16 protein-coding genes are annotated in these 23,210 nt (G+C 55.5%); 6 read left to right on the forward strand and 10 right to left on the reverse strand.

Annotated elements, in window-relative coordinates; genetic code table 11:
* Window positions 1–59: 59 nt before the first annotated feature.
* The 6 genes from Mal52_RS20870 (at window position 60) to Mal52_RS20895 (ending at window position 9,975) form a co-directional block, all read left to right on the forward strand.
* Complete coding sequence (locus tag Mal52_RS20870; RefSeq protein ID WP_145378451.1) at window positions 60–1,361, forward strand: WD40 repeat domain-containing protein; 1,302 nt, start codon at window positions 60–62, stop codon at window positions 1,359–1,361.
* Window positions 1,362–1,577: 216 nt separating this feature from the next.
* Window positions 1,578–2,711, forward strand: coding sequence for a WD40 repeat domain-containing protein (locus Mal52_RS20875; RefSeq protein WP_197534365.1), 1,134 nt, complete (start codon window positions 1,578–1,580; stop codon window positions 2,709–2,711).
* A 98-nt stretch (window positions 2,712–2,809) separates the two neighbouring features.
* Window positions 2,810–4,354: a sulfatase family protein gene (locus tag Mal52_RS20880; protein ID WP_231962405.1), complete on the forward strand. Its 1,545-nt coding sequence runs from the start codon at window positions 2,810–2,812 to the stop codon at window positions 4,352–4,354.
* Window positions 4,355–4,747: 393 nt separating this feature from the next.
* A complete protein-coding gene (locus Mal52_RS20885) occupies window positions 4,748–7,879 on the forward strand; it encodes a PSD1 and planctomycete cytochrome C domain-containing protein (RefSeq protein ID WP_145378453.1) in 3,132 nt (1,043 codons plus the stop codon).
* 4 nt (window positions 7,880–7,883) lie between these two features.
* The gene (locus Mal52_RS20890) at window positions 7,884–9,365 is read left to right on the forward strand and encodes a DUF1501 domain-containing protein (protein ID WP_145378454.1); all 1,482 of its coding nucleotides are present in this window, start codon (window positions 7,884–7,886) and stop codon (window positions 9,363–9,365) included.
* Between the two features lie 52 nt (window positions 9,366–9,417).
* Window positions 9,418–9,975 (forward strand): DUF1572 family protein, encoded by a 558-nt coding sequence (locus tag Mal52_RS20895; protein ID WP_197534366.1) that lies wholly within the window; start codon window positions 9,418–9,420, stop codon window positions 9,973–9,975.
* A 5-nt stretch (window positions 9,976–9,980) separates the two neighbouring features.
* Here the strand turns inward: Mal52_RS20895 and Mal52_RS20900 are convergent, their stop codons facing one another.
* The 10 genes from Mal52_RS20900 to Mal52_RS20945 all read right to left on the reverse strand — a co-directional run bounded on the left by Mal52_RS20900 (window position 9,981) and on the right by Mal52_RS20945 (window position 22,971).
* Entirely contained in the window at window positions 9,981–10,808 is an 828-nt protein-coding gene (locus Mal52_RS20900; RefSeq protein ID WP_145378456.1) for an endonuclease/exonuclease/phosphatase family protein, read from the reverse strand.
* Between the two features lie 76 nt (window positions 10,809–10,884).
* Complete coding sequence (locus Mal52_RS20905; protein WP_145378457.1) at window positions 10,885–12,573, reverse strand: thiamine pyrophosphate-binding protein; 1,689 nt, start codon at window positions 12,571–12,573, stop codon at window positions 10,885–10,887.
* A gap of 256 nt (window positions 12,574–12,829) precedes the next feature.
* Window positions 12,830–13,624, reverse strand: a complete 795-nt coding sequence (locus Mal52_RS20910) for an HpcH/HpaI aldolase family protein (protein ID WP_145378458.1) — start codon at window positions 13,622–13,624, stop codon at window positions 12,830–12,832.
* 335 nt (window positions 13,625–13,959) lie between these two features.
* Entirely contained in the window at window positions 13,960–17,184 is a 3,225-nt protein-coding gene (locus Mal52_RS20915) for an efflux RND transporter permease subunit (protein WP_145378459.1), read from the reverse strand.
* Window positions 17,185–17,513: 329 nt separating this feature from the next.
* Window positions 17,514–18,023 carry a gamma-glutamylcyclotransferase family protein gene (locus tag Mal52_RS20920; protein WP_145378460.1) on the reverse strand — a complete coding sequence of 170 codons (510 nt, stop codon included), beginning with the start codon at window positions 18,021–18,023 and terminating at the stop codon, window positions 17,514–17,516.
* Between the two features lie 66 nt (window positions 18,024–18,089).
* Entirely contained in the window at window positions 18,090–18,950 is an 861-nt protein-coding gene (locus tag Mal52_RS20925) for a TPM domain-containing protein (RefSeq protein WP_145378461.1), read from the reverse strand.
* Window positions 18,951–19,142: 192 nt separating this feature from the next.
* Complete coding sequence (locus Mal52_RS20930; protein WP_145378462.1) at window positions 19,143–20,138, reverse strand: serine hydrolase; 996 nt, start codon at window positions 20,136–20,138, stop codon at window positions 19,143–19,145.
* A gap of 177 nt (window positions 20,139–20,315) precedes the next feature.
* Window positions 20,316–20,804, reverse strand: coding sequence for a hypothetical protein (locus tag Mal52_RS20935; RefSeq protein ID WP_145378463.1), 489 nt, complete (start codon window positions 20,802–20,804; stop codon window positions 20,316–20,318).
* Between the two features lie 70 nt (window positions 20,805–20,874).
* Window positions 20,875–21,567: a hypothetical protein gene (locus Mal52_RS20940; protein WP_145378464.1), complete on the reverse strand. Its 693-nt coding sequence runs from the start codon at window positions 21,565–21,567 to the stop codon at window positions 20,875–20,877.
* Window positions 21,568–21,573: 6 nt separating this feature from the next.
* Window positions 21,574–22,971 (reverse strand): DUF1501 domain-containing protein, encoded by a 1,398-nt coding sequence (locus tag Mal52_RS20945; protein ID WP_145378465.1) that lies wholly within the window; start codon window positions 22,969–22,971, stop codon window positions 21,574–21,576.
* Window positions 22,972–23,210 lie beyond the last annotated feature (239 nt).

Below are 23,210 nucleotides of genomic sequence, written 5' to 3' on the forward strand. Positions count from 1 at the left end.
GGGGCCGTTCCATAGGTGAATAATGAAATAGCGGCAGATTGAAAGGAAATCGTGCGACCATGAAGAGAATGCAGTTAAGAATGAATCGTGTCGCAGCGAGATGGTGTCACATTATGGCCGCAGTAACAATCATTGCTGCGCTGTCGATTTCGTGTATATCGAGTGCAGACGACGAATTGGTTGTTAACACCAAGGTAATACATGACAACGGCCGTGGTAGCATGGGCTCGATCGCGTTTTCAAGCGACGGCTCATGTCTTGTCGGTGTGAAAGACACGACTCGTCTTGCAAATCGATTGTTCGATTTTTTATCAAATCAATCAAACCACGTGTGGGAAGGAGAATATGTCGTATATGACGTACGCACGGGCAAGACGGATATCCTCCCAATTCCGGCCGGGAAATGTATTTCAGCACGAGTCGTACCGGTCGGGCGTGACAAAAATGGGAAAATTCCCGAGAGCGACGTGGTGTCGGTTCAACTAGTGTCCCCCAAACAATTGGGAGTCGAAGGAAATCGCTTCGATGGCATAAAGGTCAAGTCCGTGAAATCGGGGAAGACGATTGCAACGTTCCCGTTGAAAAAGGACAGTCCGAAGCACAACCTTTCAATTTCCGTCGATAGTGCATTCACCGCGCTGGCGATCTGCAACTATGAGCCACTCAAGGGAAACAAATATTTTTATCATCGCGGACGATTTGAGTTGTGGAGCTTGTCGGACCAGCAAAGACGGATCTCTCGCGATTCGGAAGACATCGGCTATTATTCCGTTGGGTTTTCGCCAGATGGAGCGACCCTCGCGCTCGGTGGCGGCAAGACGGTTACCGTGCCCAAAGCACTCACGTTCGGTAAAAGATCCGTGGTATTGGACGTGCCCAGCCACTCCGCAATGATCAACGTCTGGGGGGTTGTCGAGGGAAAGGAACTAAAAAGCTTCGCCTACGGCGAGACTCGCGGTATTCACAGCGTCGTTTTTTCTCGCGACGGCAAGATTTTGGTGACCGGCGATCTCGATGGGAGTCTCATGTGGTGGCGCGCCTCGACCGGCGAACAAATCGCGAAAGTGAAGCTGGATGTTCCAAAGCCGATAAAGGGTAGATCGTATGGCGGCCCTCGTATCTATTGTTGTGCGTTGTCGCCATCTGGAGAAACGCTTGCCGTAGGAGTCGGCAGTTGGAATCGCGGCTCTCGCTGGGGGGAAGTCCGCCTCGTCGATATGCAGTCGAAAAAGGTGTTTGCGACGGTTTGGGAAAATCACATTCAAGTCATCTTGAACGTCCAGTTTTCCAATGACGGAAAGATGTTGGCTGCATCGTCCGTCGATGGGACGTTAATGTTGTGGGAATTGCGATCGGAATAGCCGATCATCGGATGATGTCCCGACCGTATACGTCAGATAATTGGCAATATGACGAAGTAGGCCGTCTTCCGGGGGTCACCAATGAGTTCAAGAAACCGTCATACAGTTGTTCATATCGTTATGGTGGCAATTTCAGCATATTGCCTTCCGGGTCCGCTTGTATCAATGGCGGACGACTCTAAATCAGCCGAAACGGTGTATAACTTTAGAGAAAAAATGTCGGAAACGAGTATCGACTTGTCATCCATCGCCTTCAGTGGTGACAGTTCCACGCTCGTGGTCGTCAAGAGAGTTGGATCACCGCGCAGAATCGTCTTGGAACAGTTGTTTGGGCACTGGCGCGGCGAGTTCGTAGTTTTCGACCTTTCGGCCAACACTCAACGGAGCGTGCAGATAAAAGACGGCCCGGGAGTCAGTGATTTCGCAGTCGTGATACCGATGATCAATGTCGATAAAACGCTCGTTCCGCCGAATGACGTATTGTATGTCCAAGGTTTGTCGTCCTGGGATTTACCACGCAAAAGTGCCTCGCGCCATACGGACGTCAAACTTGGTCTTGTGAGGTCCAATACGGTGATTAAGGAATTCCCCTACACAACGGCGCTGCCCACAAAATCGATTGCTATTGATTCAAAGATGACGCGTTTGGCGATTTGCAACTATGCTGACCAAACGACGCACCCGGTCCCGGGAGAGTTCGAGCTTTGGAAACTCAATCCTCCCGAGTTGTTAATTGAACACAAATCCGACCATACGATGTTCAATTCCACGACGATTTCGCCGGACGGCAATGTGGTCGTCGCTGGCGGGGGCGAATGGATTCCCGAGCGTAAGATGATATTGGGAAAACTTGTTGAATCCGGTCGGCTGTCCTATCGCGGAGAGCTGCAGTTTTGGAACACGGCGGATGGGAAAAAAATCCGCGAAATTCAAATCGAAGATCGAGCCGTTCGGTGCCTTGATTACTCTCCGGATGGCAAGTTTGTCGTAACCGGATTTCAAGATGCGAGTGTCGCGTGGTGGAGTGTTGCCAACGGAGATGAAGTCACTGATATTCGATTTGATAAGCCATCTCCGGAACGAGGTCGGTCGTTTGGTCCTTTCGCCGTGCAACAGTGTGTATTTTCGCCGGACGGGAGGCTACTTGCGGTCAGTGTGGGTAGCTACAATATTGGCAGCAAATGGGGCGAGCTTCACATTGTCGATACCGAAACGATGGAAGTCATTGAAACAGTGTGGAAAAAGGCGGCGCACGTAATTGGTAATGTCGTTTTTTCGCCCGATGGAAAGATGTTGGCCGCCGTGTGCCTGGATGGCACCTTGATGGTGTGGGGTGTGCAGTCGCGATAAACAGTAAAGTAGGGTCGGCTGTGCCGGCCGATGCTGATTTTGGATGAGGATCATGAATTTCGGCCGGTACAACCGGCCCTACGGGATGGGAGTATTCAATGCGGTATTGCATGGGTGTATTGGCGGTTGTGGCCTTGATTTCAGCAACGACGCTGCAAGCGGCGGACGATTTGCAGTTGGCGAAAGCCGACGGCGCGAAGCCGCTGAATATTGTGTTCATTCTCTCCGACGATCACCGCTACGACGTGATGAGTTTTTTGGGGCACCCATTCGTCGAGACGCCTGCGATGGATGCGCTGGCGCGGGACGGGGTCTATTTTGAAAACGCGATGGTGACAACGTCGTTGTGTTCCCCCAGTCGGGCGTCGATTTTGACTGGGCAATACATGCACAACCACGGCGTCGTGGATAACAACGTACTGACCAAGCCGGGCACGATTTTCTTTCCGCAATATTTGCAGGCAGCGGGTTACAACACCGGATACTTTGGCAAATGGCATATGGGCGGACATTCCGATGCACCGCGGCCGGGGTTTGATCGCTGGGTTAGTTTTCGCGGGCAAGGACACTACTATCCGCCCAAACATCTGAAGAACTGGAAGCTGAACGTCGACGGCGAATCAGTGCCACAAAAAGGCTACATCACCGACGAACTGACCGACTATGCTCTCGATTGGCTCAATGGCATCAAAGGACAGGACAAGCCGTTCTTTATGTACCTGTCGCACAAAGGGGTGCATGGCATGTTTCACCCGGCCGAGCGACATGCGGGACGCTACAAAGACAAATCGATGCCGGTCCCTGAGACTATGGCCGACACAACGGAAAACTACGAAGGCAAACCGCTGTGGCTTAAAAATCAACGCAACAGTTGGCACGGCGTCGATTTTGCCTATCACCAGGACACCGATATCGAAGAGCATTACCGGTTGTATTGCGAAGCGCTGCTCAGCGTCGACGATTCAATTGCCCGCGTGCGAAAGTGGCTGGCGGACAACGATCTGGCTGAGAACACGCTGGTGATGTACATGGGAGACAATGGATTTCAATGGGGCGAACATGGGTTGATCGACAAACGGACCGCCTACGAAGCTTCGATGCGGGTTCCGTTGGTGGGGGTCTGCCCGCCGTTGTGGAAACCGGGCACGGTCGTCAAAGAGGTCGTCGCCAACATCGACATCGGTCCCACCTGCCTGGCCGCTGCGGACTTGAAGCCGCCGGCCAATATGGATGGGCAAAGCTTTCTCGATCTGGCAGCAGGTAAAGAGGACGCAGCTCAGTGGCGCAAGAACCTGCTCTACGAATATTATTGGGAGTACAACTTTCCGCAGACGCCGACGACGTTCGCACTGCGATCACAGCGGTACAAGTTCATCCAGTATCATGGTATTTGGGATATTGATGAGTTGTACGACCTGCAAACCGATCCGCTGGAGCAGCACAATTTGATTTTCGATCCGGCCCAGCAAAACCGCATTAAGCAGATGCGTTCCGAATTGCACGAAATACTTGTCAAAGCCGATGCCAACCGTGTGCCCTTCAGCCACAAACGACGGATGGGGCAAAACCTGCGTCGCCGTAGCGGCTCCGCACCGGCGAAGTTTCCGGAAGAACTGTTGCGCAAGTCGAATGCAAAGGAGTGAGAGGCTTATAGGCTTGAGCAGACAGGCTTGAGGCAGTTTTGCTACTTACATTGTGATATTTTGTCTTTTGGAGTGGACTACCGTGCACGACGGCAAGCCGTCGATTTGGGACATTGCGGCTTCATGCCCTCGAATCTGTGATACATCTGTGGCCAAAGAACATCTTCACTTTGGTACCGGCTCAGTCGCGTTGAGTTGTCCAAGCCCTGTCTGATCCCCCCACCCCTCACGCCTGTCCCCTCAAGCCTCAAGCCGACCCCAGGCAGTCCTTGACATTGGTACAGTCATATGTTTGACTATTGATAGGTCAATTCGACGGTCGTATTGCGCGCTCACGACCGAAAATCCCGCCGATTCTCATGATTTCCCTGCCCTTTTTCGAGGCCCTGAGCGATGCCGTTCCGCACGCGTCGGTGTTCCTTGTTTTGCCTATTGGTCCTTGTGGCCAGCGGTGCGATTGCGCGTGGCGACGATGATGCGTCGAAGCCACCGGCGATAAAATTACCGCCCGCCGCCGAGCGGCCGATCGACTTCATCAAGGACATCCAACCGATCTTTGCCGAGTCGTGTTACGACTGCCACGGTGGGGGGGAACACGAAGGAGGGCTGCGTTTAGACGCACGTAAAGATGCGCTGAATGGCGGCGACACGGGACAAGTGATCCGCAAAGGCAAAAGTGCGGAAAGCTTGCTGATCCAATTTGTCGCCGGTGCGAATCCGGACAAGCTGATGCCCCCCGAAGATGTGGGCGACCCGCTGACAGCTGAGCAAGTTGGTTTGCTCAGAGCATGGATCGATCAAGGGGCCAACTGGCCCGACAGTGTGGCCGTTCCTGAAGGAGGGGATCCCCGCACCGATCACTGGTCCTTTCAACCGATCACCCACCCCGAACCGCCACAAGTTAAAAACAACTTGTGGGTGCGAAACGCAATCGACGCGTTCATTCTGCGCAAACTCGAAACAGAGAACGTCGAACCCTCTCCCGCAGCAAGTCGGCCGACATTGATCCGCCGGTTGAGTCTCGATTTGCTGGGACTGCCCCCCTCCCCCGCTGAGGTCGAAGCTTTCGTTTACGATGAACGCCCCGATGCGTATGAACAATTGGTCGAACGGTTACTCGCCTCCAAGCATTTTGGCGAACGTTGGGGCCGACACTGGCTCGATCTGGCGCGCTATGCCGATAGCGATGGGTACGAAAAAGACCGCCCGCGCCCCTGGGCATGGCGTTACCGCAATTGGGTCATCGATGCCATCAACGCCGACATGCCGTTTGATCAATTCACGACGGAGCAACTGGCAGGCGATTTACTCCCCAATCCAACACTGGATCAAAGAATCGCGACGGGGTTCCATCGCAACACTCTGACGAATACCGAAGGGGGCACCGATAAGGAAGAGGACCGCGTCAAACAGGTCACAGACCGGGTCAATACCACCGGAACTGTCTGGTTGGGTATGACCGTCGGCTGTGCGCAATGCCACTCCCACAAATACGATCCGTTGTTGCAACGTGAGTACTACGGACTGTTCGCGTTTTACAACAGCGACAAAGAAGAGAACATCCCCGCGCCGCTCCCGGAAGAGTTGACCGCCTATAACGAAGCAAAAGCCAAATTCGACGCAGAAATGGCCCCACTCAAACAGGCCGTCGCGGAATTTGAAAAGCAGCAACTTCCTCAAAACCAAGCGGCGTGGGAACAACAACTCGCCTCCGCAACCGGTCCTCTCGGCTGGACCTTGATCCAGCCCGTTAGCTTCGCATCAGCCGGCGGCGGCACGCTTTCCCCGCAAGCAGACAAGTCGCTCCTCGCCTCAGGCGTGAACTCCGTCAAAGATGTCTACACAGTCGTGCTCAACACCAAACAAAAACGGGTCACCGGTTTGCGGCTAGAGGTCTTCGCCGACGACAGCCTGCCCAAAGCGGGCTTCGGACGTAGTGATGCCGGCACATTTGTGCTCTCGGAGATCACCGCCACGGTTGCCCCTACCGGTGATCCCACACAGGTAAAACCGTTAACCCTGCATAACCCAACCGCCAGCAACGCTGATAAAAAATCACCGATTGCCGCCGCCATTGACGGCAAGGACGACACCGGTTGGTCCCTCGCAGGTGATCAAAAAACGAAGCGGCACGTGGCCCATTTCGAGGTCAAAGATGCCGCCCAGTTCGAGGACGACGTCACCTTGACCGTCACGCTGCGGCAACTGGGTGGCAACAAAGCCACGCTCGGTCGTATCCGCATTGCAGCGACCGATGTCGAACCGGCGCAGGTTGCCCGGTTGATTCCCGACGAAATTCTTGATGTGCTCACTGTTGCCAGCGACCGGCGGACTCCGGAACAGCAAAAAACGATCGATACCTACTACCGGGGAGTCGACCCCGAATTCGTGAAATTGACCGCTGCCGTCAAAGCACAGGCCGCTAAGGAACCACCCTACCCGCCGACGCTGGCGCAAACGATTTCACTGACCGAAGAACCGCGCAAAAATCACCTATTGATTCGCGGCGATTTCCTACGGAAGGGGGATGAAATTGCACATCACACTCCTTCGTTTTTGCCTGAACTGAATTTACCCGAGGGTCAATCCCCCGACCGCTTGGCATTGGCTCGCTGGCTGATGTCGCCGGACAATCCACTCACCGCCCGCGTGACCGTCAATCGCATCTGGAAACATCTGATGGGCCGGGCCATTGTAGCCACCGAAGACGACTTTGGTTTGCGCGGCGATTTGCCGTCGCACCCACAACTGCTCGATTGGCTGGCGACCGAGATGATGGCCCAGGGTTGGAGCCGTAAACAAATGATTCGCGAGATCGTGCATTCCGCCACGTATCGGCAGTCGTCGGCGTATCGCCCCGAACTGGTGAGCCGCGATCCGGCCAATGCCTGGTTTGCGAGCCAGAACCGCTACCGGTTGGAGGCCGAAGTGATTCGCGATTCGTTTTTGGCGGCCAGCGGACTGCTCAGTCGCACCATCGGCGGGCCGAGTGTCAAACCCCCGCTGCCGGCCGACGTGGCCGCACTCGGCTATGCGGGGAGCGTGAAATGGAAAGAAAGCACCGGACAGGATCGTTACCGGCGCGGACTGTACATCTTCTTTCAGCGGACCGTCCCCTATCCGATGCTGGCCACCTTTGATGCCCCCGATTCCAACGCAACCTGCACAAAACGGGAACGCTCCAACACACCGCTGCAATCGCTGACGTTATTAAACGACCCGGTCTTTTTTGAAACCGCACAGAGCATGGGGCAGCGGATGATGTCGACACATCCCGCGGACAAGACCGCCCGTTTGCAATATGCGTTTCAATTGTGCATGGCGCGGCGGCCGACCGCGGATGAGTTTGATCAACTCGCATCGCTGTACGACGAAATGCTCGTGCAGGTCAAACAGGATCCGGAGGCGGAGACGCAGTTGATCGGCGATGCGAAATTGCCGACGGAGCATCGCGCCGAAACCGCTGCCTCGATTGCCGTGGCGCGTATTATTATGAACCTCGACGAATTCGTCACACGGGAGTAACCGCATGGACCCGCTTGAGCAACATATCACAAAGACACGCCGCGATTTTCTCGCCACATCCGCAAGCGGATTGGGGACGTTGGCGCTCACATCGCTGCTGCAGCAAGAAGGCTTGCTCGCTGCGGATTCGACGACAACCGATCCCCTGGCCCCCAAGGCGCCGCATTTCGCTCCTAAAGCCAAGAACTGCATCTTTATCTTCATGGCGGGGGCGCCGAGCCAGTTGGATCTGTTCGATCCCAAGCCCAAGCTCAAGGAATTACACGGCAAGCCGCTCCCCGAATCGCTGACCAAAGGCGTCCGCTTCGCCTTCATCAAAAAAGAATCGGCCGTACTGATCGGCAGCAAACGCAAGTTCACGCCGCATGGCGAATGCGGCATGGAACTCTCGGATGTGCTTCCCAATATCGGCACCTGCGCCGATGACATCGCGTTGATTCGCTCGATGCGTTCCACGCAGTTCAATCACCACCCCGGCCAACTGCTGATGACCAGCGGCGTGCCGCGGTTTGGCTTTCCCTCGGTTGGTTCCTGGTTGAATTACGGCCTGGGGACCGCTTCACGCGACTTGCCCGGCTACGTGGTGTTGACCTCCGGACGAGGAGCCAGCGGCGGCGCAACGAACTGGACGAGCGGATTTTTGCCTTCGACCTATCAAGGCGTGTTGTTTCGCAACAAGGGCGAACCAGTGTTGAATCTCAACAACCCGGCCGGCGTGAGCACGCAGATGCAGAAAACTGGACTGGAAGCACTCAGCAACCTGAACCAGTCCCGCTACGAACGGATTCAGGATCCCGAAATTGCCAGCCGGATCGCTTCCTACGAATTGGCGTACCGAATGCAAACGGCGGCGCCGGAATTGATTGATCTCTCCGGCGAAACCCAAGCAACACTGGACGCCTATGGCGTGGGCCGCACGGAAGAGGGCATGAAAATGGGCCGCGGCGGCGGAAAAGGAACCTACAACTCGTTTTCCACAAATTGCCTGCTCGCCCGTCGTTTGATCGAACGGGGTGTCCGCTTCACAAACATCATTCACGCCTCTTGGGACCATCACAGCAGCTTGGATACTGAAATTGAATTCAACGCCAAAATGGCCGATCAGCCGGTCGCAGCGCTAATCAAGGACCTCAAGGAACGGGGACTGCTCGACGAAACATTGGTGGTCTGGGGCTGCGAATTTGGTCGTACGCCGCTGGGCGAAAACCGCGGCGGTTCTCGTGATTCCAATACCGGCCGTGACCACCATCCCTTTGCCTTTAGCATGTTCATGGCGGGTGGCGGTATCAAAGGGGGGCAAGTCATCGGCCGCACCGACGACGTCGGCTGGAACATCGAAGAAGATCCGGTCGAAGTCAACGACCTGCACGCCACATTGCTGCACCTGTTTGGCATCAATCATCTGAAACTAACCGTAAGATTCGGCGGCCGCGACGTCCGCTTGACCGACGTGGCGGGCAACGTGGTGCAAAAGTTGTTGGCTTAAAGGACTCGCCCTCAACACATTCTCCACCACTTGCTAATGGATGAGCCAACTGATGCCGATCGAATCGACGCCCAATCACAACATCCGACCACAGGGTGATTCCGCGGCGGATGCATTTATTGCAGAGTCACGACAAACGTTGGATTCGGCCCAACAAAAAATCGTGCATTGTCTCGATCAACTGACCGAAGACGATCTCCAGTGGCGCCCCTTCCCGTCGGCCAATAGCCTGCAGATGATTGTGCTGCATCTGTGCGGTAACGTGCGGCAGTGGATTATGCATGGCGTGGGGGAACAACCCGACGTGCGAAATCGCCCACAGGAATTCGCCGAACAACCGCGGTTGGCCAAGGCTGTGTTGCTAGCGCAGTTGAGCCAAACGATAGCCGATGCGGATGCGGTGCTGAGAGAATTCGACATACAGCGGCTCACTGAAGCGCGAAACGTACAAGGCTTCGATGCAAACCTGCTATCGGTGATCTACGATTCTGTCAGCCACTTTGTGGGGCATACCCATCAGATTGTCTACATCACGCGACTACGTCTCGGTGACGCGTATCGCTTCGCCTGGGTGCCCGAAGGCATTGACCGTGCACAAGGGGGCGAATGAGATGGCTACTCGGGTTTCGCAAGGGTGACCTTGGCGACGATTCCCAGATGGTCCGAAACTTGATCGGGCAACGATCGGTATTCCAAAATCTCGAATTCCGAAGAAACGAAAATCCAATCAATCCGCCGCCGCGGTCGGTGGGCAGGAAAGGTGGCGATTTTCTCCGTAGGGTGGTGCGTGTGCAGTCCCAAATTGTCGGCCAATTGACGCAATGAACTCCGCTGTCGCCCCCAACCGCAATTCATGTCGCCCAGGATGATCAACGGATTCCCCCGTGCGGAGACGACGTTGATCAACTCTTGAATCTGTCGGGTTCGTTGCCGGAAACTCAAAAAATCGAGATGCACAGAAACAATATCAACATCGCGCCCGAATCCGGGGACCGTAACCGTGGCCACGACGAATCCTTTTTTGGGAGTCGGCGGCGAGGGAGCAAATGCATGGGACTTTGTCGCCGAGAGCGGCCAGCGTGAAATCAGTGCCGTGCCGTAGGTCAGATGCGAATTCCGCGCACGAATTGCCAAATGCCCGCCACGGAAGTGGTATTCCAAATCTCCCAGGTGCCCCACGCGAGCCACGTGATTGAAATTGCCGCTCCAAAACGACGGTCCGTCTGCTTCCTGCAAGGCGACGACGTCCACCTCTTCGCGGCGAACCACCGCCGCAATATCGGCCAGATTTTCTTCGATGGTCGCCCGCGATAATAACACCTGGTGGCGCGCCAATTTGCGCCCATGAGCAATATTCAAACTCATGACATTCAGCGCCGGCCGCTGCGGCGGATCACCCCCTGCCTCGGCAGGTTGCGAAGTACGTCCTGTTTCCTCTGCCACCGCAGTCTCCAACCAAGCGTCTCGTCAACCAGTCCTGTTCGTTTATACAATGACCCGCATTTTAGCGTATGAGAAATCAATAGCCCAGTCGTCCGGGAGTTTGGCGGTCGATCGGCACATCGAATAATCGCGGGACGTCGCCTGCCAGCGATGCGCGGACTTTTTCCGTCAGTTCATCCGGCTCGGTCACGCGCTCCGCCTGCACGCCCAAAGACCGGGCCAATGCCACCATGTCGACCTCCGGACCGGCAATATCCATCCCTTCAAAACGCCCCGCCTGGGCTTGCGGCAATTCCATTCCCTGAGCTCCGATTTTCAAAATCTGATACTGCGCATTATTGCAAATCACAAAGGTCACCGGAATCCGATATCGCGCCGCTGTCCACAGTCCTTGAATCCCATACAGCGATGCCCCTTCCCCCAACACCGCCAACACCGGGCGATCGGGCCATGCCAATTTCACGCCGATGCTGCAGCCCAACCCCCACCCCAATGCCCAACCGCGATGGCCGAAGTAACCGGTCGGGTCGGCAATTGCCCCCAGACGCTCCAAATGCGTATTCGTGGTCGTGACTGCTTCTTCGATCACAGCCACATTCGGCGGCAAAGCCCGCGCGAGACTGTGCATAATCACTGCCGACGTCAACGGACGCTGGTCTTGCTGCGAGGTGATCGTTGTCTGCAGGTCGTTGCGCAATTGTTGATGCACCTCGCTGCGGCGTGCGGTCCGCTCACGAACAACCGTCTGCTGTTCGTCGCTCTGACGGCCGCGAACCAGTTGCGCCAATTCGGCCAACCCGACTTTCGGATCCCCCGCCAATGCGACCTCAGTTGGGTAATTCTTGCCCAATTCCCAATAGTTCTGATCGAGATGAATCAATCGTGTGTGCTTTGGCAGTGCCCGCGCCGGCTCGAAATAGACATACAACCGAAACACGTCAGTCCCCGCCACGAACAGCACGTCGAATTCACTCAGGCGGTCCTCAATCTCGGGGGCCCACAATGGTAATCCGGGCGCCGAGAGCGGATGCGTACAGGGGAAACTCAGCCGTCCATGCGTGGTCCCTGACTCGGAAATGACCGGAGCGCCGAGCGCTTCGGCTAGTTCCACCAATTCGGCGACACCATCGGCTTCGACGACACGGCTACCGACGAGGATGCCGGGATTTTTTGCCGCACACAACATTTCCGCCGCACGCTGCAACTCAGCCGCTGGCGGGCGAACTTGTGGATTGATCGGTTGAGGCGGCGTGAGGTCGAATTCGGTGATCTCGCGTTGCACGTCCACAGGAATCGACAAAAACACCGGTCCCGTCGGGGGCATCAAGGCGGTTTGCACAGCACGGCGAATCGCGTTGGGCAGATCGGCGGCGCGTTCGACTTCGATGGCCCATTTTGTCCAAGGTTTGGCGACGCTGACCATATCGGACCACAGGATCGGTTCCTGGAATTTCAACCGGCGATCCTGTTGCCCAGCCGTCACGATCAACGGCGTGCCAGCGCGATAGGCGTTGTACAACATGCCCATCCCGTTTCCCAACCCGCAACTGATATGCAGATTCACCACACCCGGCGAACGACTCGCCTGCGCATAGCCTTCGGCAATTCCCACGACCGGCACTTCCTGCAAGCCGAGGATATATTTGATCCGCGGGTGATCAACCAACGCATCGGAGAGCGGCAACTCCGTGGTGCCCGGATTGCCAAACAGATACTTAACCCCCGCATCGGCCAACAATTCCAAAATCGCTTCCGAGCCATTCATAATCGTCCGTCCTGTGCGGTGTGGGTGTCAGTCTTGAATTAGCCACAGATTGAACACAGATAAAACACAGATAAAACACAGATTAGAGATCTGTTATTGAGCGGCAATACGAAATTGGAGAGGCAATTTTGTGTTACTGATTTTTGAATCGATTTATTCGCTGCTAGCCAATGGTCTCCGAGACCCAAACATATTTTCTTTTTTAATCTGTGTTCAATCTGTGTTTCATCTGTGGCTCAAGAAACCGACGCTGGCCCTAATATCGCGCCAAATCCTCTGCTTGTTTTAGGCCGAGTTCGGAGACGCAGCGTTGGGCTTCGGTTGTCATGAATTTGAGTTCGCTGGCCAGGGCGATGAATTGCCAGCCTTCTTCGATACGCCGCTTGACGTCGTCGGTGCTCAGTACATGCAAGCCGACCGGAGTACCGACTTTTTTTCCGATGGCTAAAATTCGTTGCAGCATCGCTTCGTGTTCTTCGGGTGTCGGATCGGTGCCGTCGGCGGAGCGCATGTTGAAGGCCAAGTCGTTGGGCCCGACGAAAATGGCGTCCACGCCGGGCAGACTGTAGATCTCCTCCGCGTTTTCGACACCCTCGGGGGATTCGGTTTGCAGAATGCACAAGACTTCATCGTTGGCATATTTGAAGTAATCGCCCGGCGTCGCATCGAAATTCATCGAATGCAATCCGCCACCGACGGAACGATTCCCCACGGGTGGGTACTTCGTTGCCGCTATCGCAATCTTGGCCTCTTCGACCGTATTGACCATCGGAACTACGATTCCATGAGCACCGCCATCTAGCACGCGCTTGATCAGATCGTGATCACCACGCGGCACGCGGGCCAGCGGGACGCAACCCGCATCAGCAATCGCGCCAAACACAGCTGAGGCCTGCGCCCAATCGATGGGCGAATGCTCCATGTCCAATGTTAGCCAAGGAAAACCGATGCGGGCCATGATCCGGCTGGCGAACAGATCGCCGAATGATAACCACGTTCCGACCTGCGGTTGACCGGCGGCTAGGGCTGCTTTGACGGGATTTTTCTTCATAACAATTTATCTCGACGGTGATCTATTAAATGGGAAACCGGCACACCATACCGGTGTTATACCAGCGGTTCACTTTCGCGAAACAGATGCCGAGTTGCAAGGCAACTGGGATTTTCATTTGTGGGTTTAAAAATCCCAAACCGACCGCTTGCGGTCGCATTGTGCGATCTATTCAGGAAAGCGTACCGCGCGCAAACGTTGAACGATTGCAGCATAGGCGTCCCTGTGCCGCAAGAACGCTGCCATGACCAACGTTAACCACGGCAGGCGGGAGCCTGCCCTACAGACTGGCTTCGGCCATGGATCTTACTTCTCCCTCCGGTCGTGCCTTCGGATTAGGAAGCAGACGGTTTGGGAGGCGCTTCTGTGTGTGTCTCTTCAGCGTTTGGCTGCGGCTTGTTGCGGTCGGCGAATTTCATGATCACCGAATAGAACACGGGAGTGAAGAACAGCCCGAAGAAGGTCACACCCAACATACCGGCCACCACGCCGACACCCAGTGCGATCCGCATTTCCGCCCCGGCACCGGTCGCAATGATCAGCGGCAAGAAACCCAACACGGACGAGAAGGCGGTCATCAGAATTGGCCGCAATCGCAACCGGCAGGCTTCGACAACCGCATCGATCCGCGACAGGCCTTCGTCCTGTTTGTTGCGGGCGAATTCCACGATCAAAATCGCGTTCTTGGCCGACAATCCCACCAGCAACACTTGGCCAATTTGTGTAAAGATATTGCTATCCATCTTGGCGATCAACACGCCGGCAATCGAACAGAGCAAACACATCGGCACAATCAAAATCACGGCCAACGGCAAGGACCAACTCTCATATTGCGCCGACAAGACAAGAAACACGAACAGCACTGACAGCGGGAAGACCAATTTGGTCATCACGTCTTTGCCGGCCTCAATTTGTTGGTAGGTCAGATCAGTCCACTCAAAATCCAACCCCGCACCTAGCTGTTGTTTGGCCAATTGGTCGACAATCATAATCGCATCGCCGGAACTGGTGCCGGGAGCATTGTTGCCATTGATTTCGGCTGAGGGATAACTTTGATAGTGGTTCACAATCGCCGGTCCGGTCGTATCGACAATTTTCACCAGTGTCGCCAGCGGAACCATGTCTCCCTTGTCGTTGCGGACCCGTAGTCGCCCGATATCCTCCGGCGTGAGCCGGTAAGCGGCGTCCGCTTGCACGTTGACTTGCCAGTTGCGATTGTCACGGGTGAAGTCGTTGGCATAACCCGAGCCAAGATAAACCTGCAGCGTCTCGAACAGGTCGTTGAGGGCGACGCCTTGGGTTTTGGCTTTGGTGCGATCAATATCCAGATAGAGTTGGGGTTGGTTCACACTGAAGGTAGAAAACAGTCCCACGAGTCCCGGCTGCGCATTTCCTGCGGCAGCCAAGCGCTGGACCCCATTTTGCAATTCCACAAGCCCCAATCCACCGATATCACGGACCTGCAATTTGAAACCGCCGGTACTCCCCAAGCCATCGATGGGGGGTGCGCCGAAGGCGGCGACTTGTGCTTCTTGGATAGCCGCGTATTCCTTACGCAATTTTGCCGCAATCGCATCGGCCGACAATTCCGGGACTCCGGCCCGCTTGTCGAAGTCCTCCAAAACGACAATCGCTGTTCCGGCATTCGATAAGTTCGTGCTGACCAACATCGAATATCCTGTCACGCCGATCACGCTTTTTACACCCGGTGTATCCCGAGCGATCTTCACCATCCGCTCAACGACTTCGTTGGAACGTTCCAAACTGGCCGCATCCGGAAGCTGCGCATTGACAATCAAATACCCTTTATCCTGTTGCGGAATAAACCCTTGTGGAACTTTGATGAACCCATAAAAGGTCAGCCCCAGTAAGCCGCCGTATAACAGCAACGTTACGAACGCTCCTCGGACAATCCAATACACGCTACGACCGTAGCCGTTTTTGGATTTTTCCATCGACCAATTAAAGCCTTTGAACAGCCACGACCCCATCGTGACTTGCATCAACCATTCCAGCGGATCCTTTTTGGCCGTCGGGGGTTTCAGCAATAGGGCGCACAAGGCGGGGCTGAGCGTGAGTGCGTTGAATGTCGAAATGATAACTGCCGCGGCAATCGTCAGCGCGAATTGCTTGTAGAATTGGCCTGAGATGCCCGCCATGAATGCCGTCGGCACGAACACAGCCAATAACACCAATGAGGTGGCGATGACCGGACCGAACAGTTCCGTCATCGCGGTCCGGGCTGCATCGCGGCGGGACATACCGGCGGCAAGGTGCGTTTCAACCGCCTCGACAATCACAATCGCATCGTCGACGACAACGCCAATGGCTAAGACCAAACCGAATAGCGACAGGTTATTCAATGAAAACCCGAACAACGCCATCCCGCCCAACGCCCCAATCAGCGAAACCGGTACCGCGACCATGGGAATGATTGTCGCCCGCCACGATTGCAGAAAGATCAATACGACCAGAAACACCAAGCCTAAAGCCTGCAGCAATGTGATGTAGACGTCGTTGATCGATTGTTCGATGAAGAGCGTGGTATCGTAGTCGATTTTATAATCAACGCCGGAGGGAAACCGGTTCGCTGCTTTTAAGTTCGACATCGTGTCGCGAACCGCCTGAGCTGTTTCCAAAGCGTTGGAACCGGGGAGTTGGAAGACGACCACCGTGATCGAGGGCAGCGTCTCACCGGTCGCACCGTTGTATGAACTCTCCATGTCATACGTTTTGGCTCCCAACTCGACGCGGCCGATATCTTTCAGGCGCGTGAGGCGGCCATCTTCGCCGGTGCGAACAATGATGTTGCCGAATTCTTCTTCGGTCAGTAAGCGGCCTTGCGTGTTGAGCGTGTACTGAAATCCGACCTTGTTATTACCCACCGGCGGCGAGCCGAGTCGTCCGGCGGCGACTTGGACGTTTTGTTCCCGCACGGCGTTCATCACATCCCCGGCCGTCATATCACGAGCGGCAAGTTTCTGCGGGTCCAACCACAGCCGCATGCTAAAGTCGCGCGCGCCCCAGATCACGACATCGCCCACGCCTTTGACACGGGACAGGTCGTCCTTGATTTGCGTCGTCACGAAGTTGCTCAAAAACAGCGAGTCATGCGAATCGTCCGGAGAAATCACGTTGACGCACATCAAGATACTGGGCGATCGTTTTTTAGTCGTCACCCCTTGCCGGCTGACCTCTTCGGGCAGTTTGGGCATCGCAATTGCCACGCGGTTTTGCACAAACACCTGCGCCATGTCGATGTCCGTTCCCAACTCGAACGTAACATCCAGCGACATTTGCCCGTCGTTGGTCGAGCGAGACGACATGTAAATCATGCCCTCCACGCCGTTGACTTCATTTTCAATCGGAGTCGCAACCGTTTCGGCAACCGTTTTGGCATTCGCACCGGGATAGGTTGTCGTCACTTGAATCGTCGGAGGCGTGACCTCTGGATATTGCGCCACCGGCAACGCAAAAAAGGAGACGCTGCCCACAATCAGAATCACGACCGACAACACCGTGGCGAAAATAGGTCGGTCAATGAAGAAATGCGAAAACATCGCGATATCCGAATCGAATGAAAAATGTGAAGGGAAAGCCGGGCTAGTTGTTGGAGTCTACGGGCGTTTCCGCCGATGTTTCATCCGCTGCCGGGCGGAATGGTTTTGGGTTTCATCACTGACACACCACAGAACACATCCCCTGCCCACTAGTTCCTCAAAGTGTAACCACTTTTGCGCCGGACAACATTCAATTGGCAAAAAAATAACGGGAAACGGATCGATTCTCACCAGCTTCTGCACGGACGCTAGCAATCTGCACACGACTGCGAGGATTTGGCAGTGATGATGTGATGATAAGGTATAGCAACCTAGCAGTGCAGGAGGACTCAGCAATTGGTGATGCCCGACAATCGCCAATTCTCTTGGCGACGCAGCGCATCGGCGTCGCGAATCACGTCAAACTGCGATAAATCCGTGAGATAGTCGGCAGGCAAACCATGCTGCCGGCCGCCTTGGAGCACAAATTCCCGGTACCAGCAGAACGGTTTCAACCGCACATCAAGCATCTCCGCCCGCGCGGCATAGATCACAGCCTCGGTCATCGTCCCGCTCGCCAATTCGACTTCGACGGTCAAATCGTCATACCCCACGCCGACCGATTCGAATTCATCCAACACCGGTTTGTCGGCAGCGGCAATCTCAAACAGCACGCCCCACACACGGTCCTCAGCAGCACCAGTAAAAAACGCATCCGCCTTGCCGGACCCGTCCAACCCCCGCTTGTGAAACACAAACCGCCGCTGAGCAACAACCCCCACCCCCACCGGCACCGCACTGGAAACCCGCGCGCGAAGTCGAGCGGTGTGCATGTTGGAACCGTAGGCGAAGATTTGCATAGCCGTTTGTCGGTCACGCGGTGCGTGACATAGCTTCACGAAACGAGGAATGTGGACATCAATATCCTACCACGATCCGGTCGCACCGCCACCCCCCGAACTCCCACCACCCCCTGAACTCCCGCCGCTGCTGGAAAACCCGCCGCCGTAATATCCTCCGCCGTGCCCAGAGCGACCACCGCCAGAGACACCATCACGCAATCTTTCGTAACCCTCATCGACACCTTCTGACAAAGCGTCAATCACAGCTTTCATGCACCGCCAGGCCCAACTGTCCAGACCGCTGCGATACAGCGAAATCGAGAACAACACGAACACAGTCCCCGCGCAGCCCAAAACGATAATCGCCCATGTCGGCCACGCTGGCCATGGTGCGGTGGGCAAGGGTTTATTGCGGGTCATATGATCTAGACCCACAACACCAGCCATGATCCCTTCACCGAATTGCCCCCGTTTGAACCGCCGCACGATATGCTCGTCCATAATCTCCCGCGCAATCGCGTCCTGCTGGCCCTCTCGCGGCGCGGCGAATTGTATCCTTGCCCGGCGATCATTTTTCGCCACCAATAGCAGAACTGCTTTGGACCAATTGATCCCGCGTGTCGGCTGCAACTCAAACTGCCATTGCGCTAACAGTTTCTCACTGAACCGTTTGATACGCAGCCCGCCGCCGCCGTGAGCGGCCAGGGAATCGATCGTCACGATATACAACGGCGTCGCGGTCTCTGCCTGCAAATCCTCGGCGATCTGTTGCAGCGACTGCTCCGCGGCCTCATCCAGCAGATTCGCTGTGTCGACGACGTAGTGCCCCCGCTCAGGCAGCGGCACCGTAATTCGCTCCGCATTGCGCTGCGGAACTTGTCCGTATAACGACGGCGTAAACCCAAGCAAAACACATAGGAGTAGACAGGTCGATCGAGCTACCATTCACACCCTCCCCCGCTAGATGTCAAAGTTCAACCGCCGCAACAGACTGTGCGGCGTAGGCTAAAATTGACAACGCAGAAAAGGGGCGGTCGGATCAAAAAACATGTAGGGCAGGCTCCCGCCTGCCATGCGCTACGCGAGTCGCTGATGCACATCTTCGGCAGGCGGGAGCCTGCCCTACATGACTGTCACCTATTCAATCGCTGACTGAATAGAACCGAACAACTGTGTGATCGCCTCGAGCATCTTGGCTTGGTCCACCTTTTCTTGCGGACTGTTCCAGAACACGTGGAAAGTGTACCAGTGACCGTTGCGGTTTTTCAGTAGCCAGTTGCCGGCAATCAGTTGATCCTCGGAACCACCCTTGAATCCGACGTACGGCCAGACCTTGGCGTCATACGGCAATTTGGGAACCACCGTGAGGATCGCCCGCAGCGGATGCGCCGGCTGGTCCTTTCCGGTGTTCTGTTTGATCCACGACAGTGCCCGGGCCATGTCCATCGGGGTGGCATACCATTCGGCCATATCAAAGGCCGCCGTGTCGAAATCCAGCGCATCATAATCCGGAATGCCTACGGCGTGTTCGGCCAGAAACTTCCGCTTTGCAGCTTCGTCCAATTTCTGATACTGCTTGCCCGGCATGCCGGCCTTCTTGTCGCGCAACATCGTCATTTCGCGCGTTGAAAGCAGCGGACGATTCCATTGGGCATGTTTGTGTCCCATCGTCGCCATTTGCTTTTCAATGTTCTCGCGCCCCAACAGGTGCAGCAGATGATCGGTGGCCGTGTTGTCGCTGATCGAGATCATCTTCAACGCAAAGGTATTCAGCGTCACTGGCGACCCCATCGGCCACTCAGCCATTTCGCTATGCGGCGGCCCAAGCCATTCAGGCCGCAATTTCATTACATTCGCCAATTGCCGCTGATCACCGTTTGTCTCCTCGGCCAGCGTCCCCAGGATGAACAGTTTGAACCCAGACCCAATCGCAAACTTTTCATGCTCATGCAATCCAAACAGCGGCTTCGGTCCTTTGTCCGTCAACTCCGTAAAGACAAACCCCGCACGTCCAGGAAGTTGCGACAACGCCTTGTGATTGACCGTTTTAGCGTCACCATCTTTCGGCGGAGCAGCAGAATTCGGTTCACCCAACAACACACTGGCACCGAGGAGAGCGACGGTCAGGAGCATAGCGAAATACCTTCTTGGATTTGACGTTGCGGCAAAAACGTTACGGCAAATCCAAGCTTAGCACACGATTTGTGGGTGCGTGGTGAAGCGGTGTCGGTCCGTTAGCGTAGGGCAGGCTCCCGCCTGCCGTGAGCGACGTTGGTTGCGGATGTGCAGGGCGGCAGGCGGGAGCCTGCCCTACGGGACGACCTTACCATTTGACATTTCTAAATCGCTGCGCCATGAGTTGCTGTATGCACCCCGGCCGAAGATGCCGCGACGCAAACATTCACACCACACATTCACATGCAATTCGTCCGCTTTCTCGAAATTGTTGCCTTTTAAATCCAAGAGAATTGTGCCATCAGGGAGCAATGACGCCATCGTCTCGACCGTCTCGATGTGGACGCCATCCTTGAGCAAAAAGGAAACATCACCACTGACCTTTTTAATTTCGTCAAGCGGAATCGTCAGGTTGACCGCCTTAAAGCGAATGTGATCGCGCGATTGCTCGACGACTTCCCACGACCACCATTCTTCAAACTCGTGTTCTTCGGATGCGCTAAGTTCAATGTAGGCCCCCCCACTAAAAATCGCGAACCAGAGACCGGTTACGACCGCCCCCACAGAAACATAGGCCGCAACCCGATACAATTTGCTTGATCGTAATTGGCTTTGTCTTTTCATGGGAACTTCTGCGAGCTAGGTTTGTCATGAATTCGCATACTCGACAAGCGTGATCTTGCCTCGTATCAACTTACCGCTTCAGTCTGCCAAAACACAAGACGTCAGGCCACCGCGCGACGAGACTCGAAAACGGATGGTTGAAATAATACACGCCGCCAGGCACCGATGTCGTTTCGCGAACAAGATACTGCTGACAGATCTTGCTTAACAAGACAATAAATTCATCGTCCGTGATTTGCTTTGCGCGTTGAGCGAGTCTTTTATTGAAGCGCGTTTGCGAACACCACAGATTCGTGGTTTGCATCGCCGAGAGCAGGAAACCGATTCCGAAGACCACGAACACAATTCCCGAAGCTGTGGAAGGCTCGTGTTGGGAAAAACTGATTCCTAAAAAATTGCAAAGCCCAGCAACGACAAAAAAGAAACCACCGAGTCCAAGAAATACAAAACTGCCAAACTCTGCATCGCGCCAACGATAGTCGCGTACTGCCCTCGCAAACCCATTGGGAAACGCGCGTTGAATGGCCGCTCGATTTAAGTGCTGGCAATGCGGACACCACACCCCGTATTCTGCCTGCCCATCGTCACTTTCAAGGTAACGCAGGCAACCGTCGAACTTGTCGAGCGTCATTTTTCCGGGGTAGAAGCGGGGATCGACTTTGACGCGGTACCGGTAATTGCGACCGCATTCCTCGCACACTCGTTCCAAATCGACGTCGCGAATGTCATCAACTCGCATCGGTCTGGAAACGGCGTACTTCATGGAACATCACCCCAGTTCCGGGATTGGCCGTCCGCCTTCGGTCAGAATCGGGGTCGGACGTCCCTGCGGGCTAGTCCAGTGGGTGCGGGGGTCGATGTCCAAGTGTTTGAACACCGATGCTGCCAGATCTTGCGGACGGACGGGGGCGGATTTGATTTCGCCGCCTGTGGAATCGGTGCTGCCGATGGTTTGACCGTGTCGCAAGCCGCCGCCGGCTGCCACCATCGACATGGTTGGCGTCCAGTGATCACGCCCCAGGTCGGCGTTGATCCGTGGAGAGCGACCGAATTCTCCCAGCATCAATACAAGCGTTTCGTCCAGCAAACCACGCTGCTCCAAATCAGTGACCAATGCATACAGTGCGCGGTCGACGCGGGGCAGCAACGGTTTAAGACCTTTTTCGATACCCTTCCAACGCACGCTGTCGCCGTGATGGTCGAAGTAACCCCAGGCTCCGCTGACCAGTACGAACGTGACACCCGACTCGACCAACCGCCGCGCGAGCAGCGCCTTTTCGCCGATGCTCTCGCGACCGTACATTTCGCGGGTCTCGGTTTTTTCCTGATCGACAGCGAAGGCTTGTTGCACTTTGCCGGACAGGACCATGTCGTAGGCTTGTTGTGTATAGCCGTCTTGCCGTTGGAGTGTTTGTTGCAAATCGATATCGCGCCGCAATCGGTCGAATTCGTTGCGCAATTTATTGCGATCGGCCAAGCGGTCGACTTTGACACCATCGGGCATCGAGAATTTTCCGGCCAGTTCGTGACCTTTGACCGGTTCGAAGTCCGGCCCCATGTGACCCGCACCCCACACATCAGCCGCCCAGGAATTTGCCAAACCGACAAACGCCGGCATGTCGGGATCGTTGGGTCCACGGAACTTGGCGGCGATGGATCCCATCGAGGGGTAACCAGCGCCATCCTTACCGTCGTTGGTCCGACGCGCGAGTGGATTGCCCGCTTGTAGGGTAATCGGTGTATGATTGCTGGCGCGGCAATCGACGCTGCGGATGAACGACAGCTTATCGGCAATCGAAGCTTGCAGCGGAAAATGTTCGGTCAGTTGTATCCCGGGGACTTTGGTGTCAATGGTGCCAAACGGGCTGCGGATTTCCTGAGGAGCGTACGGTTTGGGATCCCACATGTCGAGTTGACTGGGCCCACCTGACAGCCAGAACAGAATCACCGACTTTTTGCCGGCGGCTTTCGCTTCGGCAACCGCGCGTTGCTGTAGCAGGCCCGGCAAGGTCAACCCACCCAGCCCAGCCATGCCGGTTTGTAGAAACCACCGCCGCGAGCCGACACGGATCAAATCGTCGGCTGCCGGTTGAAACGGCGAACGCGCCGTTCCCTCAACATGGGCTTGTTGATGATCGCTCCCTCGTTGTCCATCGAACGTCGTCATGCGGAAGTCTCGTCGTGAGTTAGGTTTCCAATTCTTCAGCCAGAACGCATCAGCGTGCGTTTATCATAATTGATATCGGCAGCCATGGCAAAGCGTATTCGGTAAATTGTGCCATTCTCAAATTCCCCAACAACGAGTCTGCAAACGGCGTAACCCTTTACCTTGCCGCTCCCTCATGCAATTGTTACGTTTGACCCCACACCCCGCAGAACGCGGGAATCGGCCAAAAACCAACAGAC

It is taken from the genome of Symmachiella dynata, assembly GCF_007747995.1.
GTDB classification, from domain to species: Bacteria; Planctomycetota; Planctomycetia; order Planctomycetales; family Planctomycetaceae; genus Symmachiella; species Symmachiella dynata.